General features: G+C 40.8%; 10 protein-coding genes and 1 pseudogene. All 11 read left to right on the top strand.

Features of this window, described 5'->3' with window-relative positions; all coding sequences use genetic code 11:
* Positions 1–1465 (top strand): annotated as a pseudogene (locus L650_RS0117595) (sodium:solute symporter family protein); the annotation flags it as partial.
* Between the two features lie 113 nt (positions 1466–1578).
* Complete coding sequence (locus L650_RS0117590) at positions 1579–3417, top strand: DUF294 nucleotidyltransferase-like domain-containing protein (protein ID WP_029773919.1); 1839 nt, start codon at positions 1579–1581, stop codon at positions 3415–3417.
* A gap of 15 nt (positions 3418–3432) precedes the next feature.
* Complete coding sequence (locus L650_RS0117585) at positions 3433–4056, top strand: 3'-5' exonuclease (protein ID WP_029773918.1); 624 nt, start codon at positions 3433–3435, stop codon at positions 4054–4056.
* A gap of 58 nt (positions 4057–4114) precedes the next feature.
* Positions 4115–4807, top strand: a complete 693-nt coding sequence (locus L650_RS0117580; protein WP_029773917.1) for a hypothetical protein — start codon at positions 4115–4117, stop codon at positions 4805–4807.
* Between the two features lie 82 nt (positions 4808–4889).
* On the top strand, positions 4890–5618 hold the full coding sequence (locus L650_RS0117575; RefSeq protein WP_029773916.1) for an SIMPL domain-containing protein: 729 nt from the start codon (positions 4890–4892) through the stop codon (positions 5616–5618).
* 79 nt (positions 5619–5697) lie between these two features.
* Positions 5698–6360 (top strand): peroxiredoxin-like family protein, encoded by a 663-nt coding sequence (locus tag L650_RS0117570; protein ID WP_029773915.1) that lies wholly within the window; start codon positions 5698–5700, stop codon positions 6358–6360.
* Between the two features lie 178 nt (positions 6361–6538).
* The gene (gene epd / locus L650_RS0117565) at positions 6539–7549 is read left to right on the top strand and encodes an erythrose-4-phosphate dehydrogenase (RefSeq protein ID WP_029773914.1); all 1011 of its coding nucleotides are present in this window, start codon (positions 6539–6541) and stop codon (positions 7547–7549) included.
* A 63-nt stretch (positions 7550–7612) separates the two neighbouring features.
* Positions 7613–8788: a phosphoglycerate kinase gene (locus L650_RS0117560; RefSeq protein ID WP_004586081.1), complete on the top strand. Its 1176-nt coding sequence runs from the start codon at positions 7613–7615 to the stop codon at positions 8786–8788.
* 201 nt (positions 8789–8989) lie between these two features.
* Positions 8990–10054, top strand: coding sequence for a class II fructose-bisphosphate aldolase (gene fba / locus L650_RS0117555; protein WP_004586082.1), 1065 nt, complete (start codon positions 8990–8992; stop codon positions 10052–10054).
* A gap of 634 nt (positions 10055–10688) precedes the next feature.
* Complete coding sequence (gene phoB / locus L650_RS0117550) at positions 10689–11357, top strand: phosphate regulon transcriptional regulator PhoB (protein ID WP_029773913.1); 669 nt, start codon at positions 10689–10691, stop codon at positions 11355–11357.
* Between the two features lie 58 nt (positions 11358–11415).
* The coding region (locus tag L650_RS0117545; RefSeq protein ID WP_029773912.1) for a phosphate regulon sensor protein PhoR at positions 11416–11734 on the top strand (319 nt) is incomplete at its 3' end.

Raw genomic sequence — 11734 nt, 5'->3', positions numbered from 1 at the left:
CTGGCGGCTATGTATTACTCGCTATGTGTTTAGCGCCTTACTTACGTAAATTTGGCAAATTCACTGTACCTGACTTTATAGGCGACCGTTACTACTCACAAACAGCACGTGTTGTTGCTATTTTGTGTGCCATCTTTATTTGTTTTACTTATATTGCTGGACAAATGCGTGGAGTAGGCGTGGTATTTTCGCGCTTTTTAGAAGTAGAAATTGAAACCGGTGTTTACATTGGAATGGTGATTGTATTCTTCTATGCGGTACTTGGCGGCATGAAAGGCATTACCTACACGCAAGTAGCGCAGTACTGTGTGCTTGTGTTTGCCTACCTTGTGCCCGCTATCTTTATTTCAATGATGATGACAGGCCACTTCTTCCCGCAAACCGGCTTTGGTGCCACATTGAGTGATGGCTCAGGCATGTATGTACTTGATAAGCTAGACGGGTTAAGCGCAGAGCTGGGCTTTGCACAATACACCGAAGGCTCTAAAAGCATGATTGACGTATTTGCTATTACCGGCGCGTTAATGGTGGGTACTGCTGGTTTACCGCATGTAATTGTTCGCTTTTTCACTGTACCTCGCGTTAAAGATACCCGTATTTCAGCAGCGTGGACACTGGTATTTATTGCCATTGTTTACACTACTGCACCGGCGGTTGCCTCGTTTGCACGCGTAAACATGATTGACACTATTAACGGTAAAGATGGTAGCGGTACAGAGTACGCTCAAGCACCAGCGTGGATCAAAAACTGGGAACGCACGGGTTTAATTACCTTTAATGATAAAAACGGCGACGGCAAAATGTTTTACACCGCCGGCAAGGTAGAAGACCCAACAAGCGCAAACGAAGTAAAAGTAGACCGCGATATTATGGTACTGGCTAACCCTGAAATTGCTGATTTACCAGCATGGGTAATCGCATTAGTAGCGGCCGGTGGTATTGCTGCTGCGCTTTCAACCACAGCAGGGCTATTGCTGGTTATTTCAACCTCAGTGTCGCACGATTTACTTAAACGAACCCTTAAACCCGACATAAGCGATAAACAAGAGCTACTCGCTGCACGGTTAGCCGCGATGATTGCCATTGTTATATCGGCTTACTTTGGGATTAACCCGCCTGGGTTTGTTGCATCGGTGGNGCGGCGGCGAGTTTCTTCCCAGCAATTATTATGGGGATATTCTCTAAAACAATGAATAAAGAAGGCGCAATTGCTGGCATGGTGACCGGTATAGGCTTTACCGCTGCGTATATTATCTTCTTTAAATTTGTAAGCCCTGAGCTTAATAGCCCAGAAAATTGGTTCTTAGGTATTTCGCCCGAAGGAATTGGCTTAGTGGGGATGATAATTAACTTTGCGGTTGCTGCAACCGTACTTAAATTAACAAAATCGACACCGCTTGAAATACAACAAATGGTGGAAGGTATTCGTAATCCTAAAGGGTCAGGTGAAGCACACGCACATTAATGCGCTAAGCCTACTTAAAAATAAAGCACCAAAAGCCCGACTTTAGTCGGGCTTTTTATTTGTTCAAATAATGAGTACATTAGGTTTTGTGTATACTTTTTAAGAGTACAGCAATGAGTGTAGAGCAGCAGGAAGTTGCCCAGTTTGTGTGTATGCAGGCGCCATTTAGCATGCTACACGACAGTGCGTGTGAGTATTTTGTAAGCCATATTGATAGTGTTTATTTAACCCGAGAAAACCAAGCGCAGTGGCTGCAAACGCAAACCCCAAAGCTTTTTTTAATTCGCTCTGGTTTATACGACCTAGTGGATGCAAAAGGTGATGTAGTAAAGCGTTTAGCGCAGGGGGATTACTTTGGCTATCCTTCTTTGTTAACCGGAGAGGCGATTCAAAATAGGTTACAGGTACAAAAAGAGGGCATAGTGTATATGCTTGAGCAAACGCATTTTGACTTTTTACGTCATCAATACAAACCGTTTGAGCAATATTTTGTACGCGCGCACGCCAATCGTTTACTTTCATCACATTATAAAAGTAAAAACGATAGCTGGTCTGAGCGCAGAATATCTGAGCTGATGACCCGCACCGCCATAACCTTAGCCCCCGATGCCAGTATTAGGCAAACCGCTAAAAAAATGAAAAAACACGGTGTATCGTCAATTATGATCACCGAACACGCCATTTTAGTTGGCGTAGTGACCGACCGCGACTTACGTAACCGTGTACTGGCCGATGAAGTCGATCCGCAAGATGCGGTTAGCAGCATAATGAGTGCAAAGCCTAAATTTATATTTGAAAACAATCGGGTGTTTTCTGCTTTGCATTTAATGCTTAAATACAATATTCATCATTTACCTGTACTTGATGAAAACCATAAGCCTTTGGGTATGCTTACCAGTACAGATTTACTGCGCCAGCAAAAAAGCGACCCTGTGCAGCTTATTGGCCGCATTTATAAAGCCCACAGCATTGCCGATTTAAAACGTTATGCGGGAGAAATCCCTGAGTTACTGCGAAGTTTTTCGTACAACATAGAAGACATATCGCTAATTGGTAAACTGCTCAGCGGCTTAACCGATGCACTTACCTCGCGTCTTATTCATTTATTTCAAGAAGAAAATGGTGCAGCGCCCACCAGCTTTTGCTTTATATGTTTTGGCTCGCAAGCACGCGAAGAGCAAACCCTACATTCAGATCAAGACAATGGCTTATTACTCCCAGATGATTTAAGCGAGCAACACCAAGCTTACTTTAAACACATGGGGGAGTTTGTATGCGAGCAGTTAGTAGAGTGCGGCATTAGGCGTTGCCCGGGGAATATTATGGCCAGCAGCGATGAGTGCAGAATGAGTGTGAGTAGTTGGTGCGAGCGCTTTTTTAAATGGATAAAAAGTCCAACGCCTAACGCCATGCTTAACTGCAAAATATTTTTTGATTTGCGCTTTATAGAAGGCTCCAATGCTCTATACAGCGGCTTTTGCGAGCAGTTAAACAGAATATCGCGCGATGAGTTATTTTATGCTGCTATGGCAACCGATATAAGAGCCAGTTCAGTGCCTATTGGCTTGTTTAATAAACTTAAAACGCAAAAAAATGATAATAACCATAAGTACATAGATTTAAAAAAGCGTGGTGTGGTGATCATTAACGACATAGTGCGTTTATATGCGTTAAAAGCAGGTATAAAACGCGCCAATACCCAAGAGCGCTTAGATGCTTTACTTAAGCATTCACTGCTAAATAAAGACGATATTTATAATTTAAAAGATTGCTGGCGATTTTTAACTCAGTTGCGTTTTAGTACGCAAATAAACGAAGAAGGTTTGCCAAGTAACTGCATAAACCCTGATAAATTAAGTTCATTAGAGCGTCATCAGCTTAAAGAGGCTTTTTATTTAGTAAAACAAGCGCAGCAAGCCGCGGCGTTTAAATTTGCCCGTGGCAGTTTGTAACAAGAGGTAAGCGCTGTGGTAAAAAAATGGCTCAGTAAGTATATAAAAAGGCGTAATCTTTTAAGTCAAAATGCGTTAACGCAACGCTATTTAGTGATTGATTTAGAGCTTACTGGGCTTGATGTAAACCAGCATGAAATTGTCTCAGTAGCCTGGGTAAAAATAGATAACCAATGTATAAAAATGAGTGAGGCTCAGCATTTAATTAATAAAAACGTTAAACGCTTAGACCAAAGCCCTGTTTTTCACGGCATTATTGACGACACAGTGGCTAAAGGACAAAGCCTGCACACTATATTAACGCAGCTAAGCCGTGATTTTAGTGACCATATTTTGGTTTTTCATAACGCCGTACTGGATTGGGGGTTTTTAAAAGCAGCCCTTAAAAACGCTAATATAAGTGCGCAACCTAAGTTAATACTCGACACCCTCCACATAGAAAAAAAGCGCCTTATTTGCCAAGGCGCAGAAATAAAACAAGATGATTTAACCCTAAGTGCGTGTCGCAAACGTTATGAGTTACCAAGCTATCATTGCCATAACGCACTTACAGACGCACAAGCCACCGCCGAATTATTACTAGCCCAGTGCTACCAAATAAACCGTGGGAAAGAGTTGCAGTTGAGGTCAATAATTTAACAAAGCTACAGCATTTACTAATTATTTTGTTAAGATAAGAATTTTAAAAGGATTTATTATGGTAATTGAAGCCGCCAGTAAGTATTACAACCAGTTAAACAATGACCTTAAAGCAGTTAAAAAGTACATTCACAATAATTTTGGTGTGTTTCTTACTATTCTTTACTTACTGGGTAGTTTATCAGGCGTTGTGTATCTTTACGTTTTACTTAATAACTTCTCGGTTGATATATTCAATTTCATTGAAATAAGTGACTTTTTACTGGCACTGATTTCAAATTTTTTACTTATTACTCTTTATACTACGATCATCGTTTTAACAGCTATTTATTTAAATTGGCGCTCAGGACACATGCCAGATCCTAGTAAAACAACCGTGTTAAAAAAACTTTATTATGGCTTTGGTTACCCGTTCTATTTATTAAAACCTAGTTACTCATTAATGTTATTTTTAGCACTTATAATATCTACATACCCTACTATGTTGGCGCATTCACACAGTAAAGATATAATAAATGAAAGAACAATGAATTATCACTTGTCATTAAATTATCCAATTGCTCAGAGTAAAGTAACTCAACTTCAAAATGTTCAAATAGTAGCCTCAACAATGCGGAATTTATTTGTTTATGATAATAAACAAGATGAGTTACTTATTATTTCACAAGAAAATATTTCAGCTTTGATACCTAATCTACACCAAGAAAAAACGATTAAGCCAAAGTCAAAAGCTGCATCAAGCACACAGTAATTAAACATTCGCTGAAACACGATTGGCTGCTATTTATTAGTATGGACGCATAACCAAGCATGGCACTTATTCAGGACAAATTATGAAACTCATTACCACTATTCTTCTAACCTTATTCCCTGTGATCGCTTGTGCTAATTCGAGCTTACCTGCCAATCGTCATATCTCAGTGCAAGGCACTGCTGAGGTATTAGTTGAGCCTGACATGGCTAAAATACTATTTAAGGTGAATAGTGTTAAAAGTGAGCCGAAAGCCGCCAATAACGCGCTTGAGAAAAAAGTGAAGTTATTAATCGATGGGCTCAATCAATTTGAAATAAGCGCCGATGACGTAGTTGCCTCAAACGTTAAAATTGAAAAAACAGGAATGGATTATATTGAAACAGGGCATCAGGCCCTTAGCGAATACGCAGCGATAAGAACGTTTGAAGTAACGCTAAACAGTATTGAGCGTGTGAGCGATTTAACAGATTTTTTATTGAACCAAGAAGTAAATGCGATTCAAAATATTGCGTTTTTATCTTCAAAATTTGAGCAATTACAAGCGCAAGCCACACAGTTAGCAATTGAAGATGCAAAAATAAAAGCGGATTTACTTGCTGATTCATTCAATGCAAAAGTAGGTGAAGTACGCACTATTCGCTCAACTAAAAACAACTATGACAGTGGTTTTAGTACAGCCATAACCAAGATGCACAGGGCGCAGCATGATAATAACTCTTTTCCTCAAATACGTAGTAACGATTTACAGGCAACAATAAGCTTTAAATCATCCATAAACGTGGTGTTTGATTTAGAGATAACTGATTAAATTAATAATTTCATTTCAAATACATGTTCGTACTGTAAGCTAGTTTTATGTTTTTGATTAATTTGAAGGTAGCAGTATTATGAGCGATGAAAGCAACACGTTAAAAGCACAAACCGAGGCAAAAGTAGCTGCAGGGCGAAAAGGTAATCCTGATTTTATGAAAGGCGTTGATGAAACCATTGCTCAGGCAAAAGCGTTTCAAGAAGGGGCAAATGCACTTAATTTAGATCAAAGTGCCCCACGCTTTGAACTGCCGAACCAGCATGGTGAGCAAGTTTTATTAGATGAGCTACTTGCAAAAGGGCCTGTGGTTATAACTTTTTATCGTGGTAGTTGGTGCCCTTATTATAATTTACAGCTAAAAGCATTGCAGTCACGCCTACCTGAAATTCATGCATTAGGCGCACAGCTGGTGGCTATTAGCCCACAAGCGCCCGATGGCTCAATGAGCGAAAACGACATACGTAATATGGATTTTGTCGTGCTGAGTGACCAAAATGCAGATGTAGCAGCAAGCTATGGCGTAGCGTGGCAAGTACCTGCATTTTTATTAGATCATATGCGCGAAGACCGCGGCCTTGATTTAGAGTCGCTTAATAACGGCAACGGCAGTATTTTACCTATCCCTGCCACGTTTGTTTTAGATAGCGAAGGTAAAGTGACGTGGCGCTATGTTGATGTTGATTACCGCACCCGCTCAGAGCCACAAGATATAATTAATGCTTTAAAAGCACTACAGTAAGCAATAACGCAAGCTCGCTTTATGCCTAAAAGTAGCCAAGTAAATTAGCTACTTTTGGGTTAATTTAAAGTTTCTAATCGCTCCCTCTTATAATAATGTTCAAGGTCGATTACAATACAGCCATCTAAAAGGCATCGATGCCTTTGTCTGCACGTAAAGAGAGTGGATTTTATATTTCATGGCAATCAAACTTGCAATTAATGGTTTTGGTCGTATTGGTCGAAATATTGTCCGCGCGTTGTACGAGTCAGGTTTGAGCGACGAGATAAAAATTGTTGCGATTAACGAACTTGCTGACCCTGAAGCTATTGCTCATTTATTAAAATACGACACGTCCCACGGTCGTTTTTCTTTTCCTGTAAAACTTGGTGAAGACACCATTAGCGTTGCAGGCGATACCATTGCACTATTTTGTGAAGAAAACCCAGTAGAATTGCCTTGGCAAACCCTTGATGTAGATGTTGTGCTTGAATGTACCGGTGTTTATCACTCGCGCGAGCATGCACAATTACACATTACTGCGGGTGCTAAAAAGGTGTTGTTTTCGCACCCAGCTGATAACGATGTAGATGCCACCATTGTGTATGGTATTAACGACGATGAGCTCAAACACGAGCACACTATTGTATCTAACGGCTCGTGTACTACAAACTGTGTGGTGCCTGTTATTAAAGTGCTAGATGATGCGTTTGGCATTGAATCGGGTGCTATTACCACTATTCACGCGTCGATGAACGATCAACAAGTGATTGATGCGTACCATCATGATTTACGTCGTACCCGCGCTGCGAGTCAGTCTATTATTCCGGTTGATACAAAATTAGCACGAGGAATAGACCGCATTTTACCCAAATTTGAAGGGCGCTTTGAAGCCATTGCGGTTCGCGTGCCGACAATTAACGTAACGGCAATGGATTTAAGTGTTACAGTAAATGCCGATGTAGATTTAAAAGCGGTAAATACGGCACTTAAAGCCCAAGCAAAAGACCGCTTAGAAGGTATATTAAGTTACACCGAAGAGCCATTGGTATCGGTTGATTTTAATCACGACCCACATTCTTGTATTATTGATGGCACGCAGACACGTGTTAGTCACAAACGCCTGATAAAGTTACTTGTTTGGTGTGATAACGAATGGGGTTTTGCCAATCGCATGCTAGATACAGCACGTGCGATGATGGCTAAGTAAGCATTTTATAATAATTTTAAAATTTATTTTTCAGGTTCAAGTATCGTTAACTAAGGAGATGTTATGTCGGTCATAAAAATGGCAGATTTAGATTTAAACGGCAAGCGCGTATTAATTCGTGAAGATTTAAATGTACCAGTTAAAGCAGGTAAAGTGACCTCAGATGCACGTATTCGTGCTGCACTACCTACTATTAAGCTAGCTCTTGAAAAAGGCGCTAAAGTAATGGTTATGTCGCACCTTGGCCGCCCTACGGAAGGCGAGTACGATGACGAATTTTCACTTGCCCCTGTAGCCGATTACCTAAACGACGCACTTGAGCAAAATGTCCGCCTTGAAAAAGATTACTTAAACGGCGTTGAAGTTGCCGATAACGAAGTAGTTGTATTTGAAAACGTACGATTTAATAAAGGCGAGAAGAAAAACGACGAAGCCTTATCAAAACAACTTGCTGCCCTGTGTGATGTGTATGTAATGGATGCATTTGGCACCGCTCACCGCGCACAAGCGTCTACTCATGGCGTTGGCTTATTTGCAGATGTTGCCTGTGCTGGCCCGTTATTATCAGCAGAACTTGAAGCACTAGGTAAAGCACTAGATAACCCAGCACGCCCATTAGTGGCAATTGTAGGTGGTTCTAAAGTATCAACTAAATTAACTGTTTTAGACTCGCTTTCAACGATTGTAGATCAGCTTGTAACAGGTGGCGGTATTGCTAATACCTTTATTGCAGCTGCGGGTCATCCGGTTGGTAAATCACTTTATGAAGCTGATTTAATGGATGAAGCAAATCGTTTATGTGCAGCAGCTAAAGCAAACGATGGTGAAATTCCGGTACCGACTGATGTTGTGGTAGGTAATGAATTTTCAGACTCTGCAGTCGCTACGCTTAAAGATGTAAGCGAAGTAACAAGCGATGACATGATTTTTGATATTGGCCCTGATACAGCCAGCCAGCTTGCAAAAATTATTGCAAACGCCGGTACTGTTGTATGGAATGGCCCAGTTGGCGTATTTGAGTTTGATCAGTTTGGTAATGGTACACGTGCTATTGCCCAGGCAATTGCTAACTCTAATGCGTTTTCGATTGCAGGCGGTGGTGACACTTTAGCGGCAATTGATAAATACGGCATTGCCGATAAAGTATCTTACATTTCTACCGGTGGTGGTGCGTTCTTAGAGTTTTTAGAAGGCAAAAAACTTCCAGCAGTAGAAATGCTAGAGTCGCGCGCTAAATAATAAATTTTAGCCGCATTAGGTGAGGGGAAACCCTCACAACGATTAATTATTAAATACCTCTCACCCTTATTTAATAGTTAATTAAGACAAAACTAAGCAGTGTAAATTGCTTTATTTTGTGGCGCAGTGATTGCGTCAAACTAACATATCCGTTCAAACTAGATGGCAGGAGACTGCTGTCGATAAATTGGAGAATACCCAATGGCTTTAATCAGTATGCGACAACTTTTAGATCATGCAGCTGAACACGGTTACGGCGTTCCAGCCTTTAACGTGAATAACCAAGAGCAAATGCGCGCAATAATGGAAGCGGCTGATAAAACAAACAGCCCAGTAATAGTTCAAGGATCAGCAGGCGCACGTGCTTATGCTGGTGCTCCATTTATCCGCCACATGATTTTAGCAGCCGTTGAAGAATGGCCGCACATTCCAGTAGTAATGCACCAAGATCACGGTACCTCACCCGGTGTTTGCCAACGCTCAATTCAACTTGGCTTTTCATCAGTTATGATGGATGGCTCATTAATGACTGATGGAAAAACCCCATCAAGCTACGAATATAATGTAGAAGTAACACGCGAAACCGTGGCTATGGCACATGCTTGTGGCGTATCGGTAGAGGGCGAGCTAGGTGTACTTGGCTCACTTGAAACCGGTGAAGCGGGCGAAGAAGATGGTGTAGGCGCTGAAGGTAAACTAACTACCGATCAAATGCTTACCGACCCAGAAGAAGCCGCTGATTTTGTAAATAAAACCCATGTTGATGCCTTGGCAATTGCTTGTGGTACATCGCACGGTGCGTACAAATTTACGCGCCCACCCACAGATGACATTTTAGCGATTGATCGTATTAAAGAAATTCACGCACGTATCCCGAACACGCACTTAGTAATGCACGGATCGTCGTCTGTACCACAAGAGTGGTTAGAGATCATAAATCAATACGGTGGCGAAATTCCTGAAACGTACGGTGTACCTGTTGAGCAAATTGTAGAAGGGATCAAATACGGTGTACGTAAAGTAAATATTGATACCGATTTACGCCTGGCTTCTACCGGTGCTATTCGCCGTCATATGGCGCTTAACCCATCTAACTTCGATCCGCGTAAATACCTAGCAGAAGCAACTAAAGCAATGACAGAGATTTGTGTTGCGCGTTACAACGCGTTTGGTACAGCTGGTCAAGCAGGTAAAATTAAGCCAATTTCACTTGATGACATGCACCTTAAATATTTAAGTGGTGAGTTAGACCCACAAATTAAATAATGATCTTTGATTAAAAAAATAACGTTATAAAAACCAGCTGGCGTAATCCAGCTGGTTTTTTTATACCGCAAGGCACTGGGATCACTGTTGTACCAACTTAATAAAATGGGATCACTGATTTACTAACCGCCCCGCATTTGGATCATTTATTTACCAACTAGCGCATAAATTTACGCCACGTTAGGCGCTCAATCAATCAGATCGTTTTTTATTTGTACAATAGATCAGGTGCTTAGTTGTTCGACTAAGTATAACCGTGATCCCAAATCCGATCGGCTTAGTAAAAATCTGATCTTTTTATAGGCTGCTTAGTAAAAAACAGATCTATTTTTAACCACGTAATCACATCTTCTAGTGCAAACTCAGTTTCGTATCTGGTTTTTTACTGTGTTAGTAAAGTAATGATCCCGCCATGAATATCTACTCAGAAATAAAACTGTCATCTTTTTGTAAATATGTTTTGATTAACCGTAATTTGCAAAATAGTTTTAAAAATATGACGTTAATGAGGTTTTTTGTCACTATTTTGTGTTTTTTTTACCAGGATTTTAATTTACACGTTACACTTTCATAAAAATGTCATACTTAGTCATAATAATGAAAACTAATTCGATAGCGTAAGAGATAATTTGGAATGTCACGTAAAGTACTAGTCGTAGATGATGAAGCTCCTATCAGAGAGATGTTAGTTTTTGTTTTAGAGCAAAATGGATTTCAAGCAATTGAAGCAGAAGATTACGATTCTGCAATTGCAGCTATGGTTGAACCATACCCAGATATGGTTTTACTCGATTGGATGTTACCAGGCGGTAGCGGTATTCAAATTGCTAAGCAATTTAAGCAAAGTGAATACACACGCCAAATTCCAATCATTATGCTTACAGCCCGCGGCGAAGAAGAAGACAAAGTACGCGGCCTAGAAGTGGGGGCAGATGACTACGTCACTAAACCTTTTTCTCCTAAAGAGTTAATGGCTCNTGTATCGCCTACCTCATTAGAAGAAGCCATAGAAGTACATGGCTTGCGTTTAGACCCCATATCGCACCGCGTTACCTCTGAGGGAAGCGAGCTTGATATGGGCCCAACCGAATTTAGATTATTACATTTTTTTATGACTCACCCAGAGCGTGTTTATAGCCGTGAGCAACTGCTTGACCATGTTTGGGGAACTAATGTGTACGTAGAAGACCGTACAGTTGATGTGCACATACGTCGTTTACGCAAAGCGATTGCACCGCTGGGGCATGATCGCTTAGTACAAACAGTACGTGGTGCAGGTTATCGTTTTTCTAGTAAATTATAAGGTACCGCAGCTAGGGTGTGAGTACGCATAAATTACTACTCAAAGGTAAAGTGAGTGTATGTATCGAGTTATTAATAAACAGGCGTTAGTAAAACGTCTGTTTATCTATTTTTTACCCCTGTTATTAGTTGGTGTGCTTATTGGTGCACCTTTTTTGCTTTTATTTTTAGGCACTTCTTCTCTTTTAGTCTGGCATTATCATCAACTTTATCGCTTAAGCGATTGGCTTTTAAATCAACGTAGCTTTAACCCACCAGAGGGCGAGGGTGCGTGGGAACAAGTATTTGAAGGCATTTATCATTTACAGCATCGTAATCGTAAAAAACGCAATGAACTGGCCGATTTAATTCGTCGCTTTCGCGATGGAGCTGAAGCCG

The organism is Pseudoalteromonas sp. TB51 (genome assembly GCF_000498055.1).
GTDB classification, from domain to species: domain Bacteria; phylum Pseudomonadota; class Gammaproteobacteria; order Enterobacterales; family Alteromonadaceae; genus Pseudoalteromonas; species Pseudoalteromonas atlantica.
This window is presented reverse-complemented; position numbering and strand designations above follow the sequence as displayed.

Coding starts and splice junctions, on each gene's coding strand:
- epd (WP_029773914.1), top strand. CDS start 6,539: ATGGCAATCAAACTTGCAATTAATGGTTTTGGTCGTATTGGTCGAAAT.
- L650_RS0117590 (WP_029773919.1), top strand. CDS start 1,579: ATGAGTGTAGAGCAGCAGGAAGTTGCCCAGTTTGTGTGTATGCAGGCG.
- fba (WP_004586082.1), top strand. CDS start 8,990: ATGGCTTTAATCAGTATGCGACAACTTTTAGATCATGCAGCTGAACAC.
- L650_RS0117575 (WP_029773916.1), top strand. CDS start 4,890: ATGAAACTCATTACCACTATTCTTCTAACCTTATTCCCTGTGATCGCT.
- L650_RS0117570 (WP_029773915.1), top strand. CDS start 5,698: ATGAGCGATGAAAGCAACACGTTAAAAGCACAAACCGAGGCAAAAGTA.
- L650_RS0117580 (WP_029773917.1), top strand. CDS start 4,115: ATGGTAATTGAAGCCGCCAGTAAGTATTACAACCAGTTAAACAATGAC.
- L650_RS0117560 (WP_004586081.1), top strand. CDS start 7,613: ATGTCGGTCATAAAAATGGCAGATTTAGATTTAAACGGCAAGCGCGTA.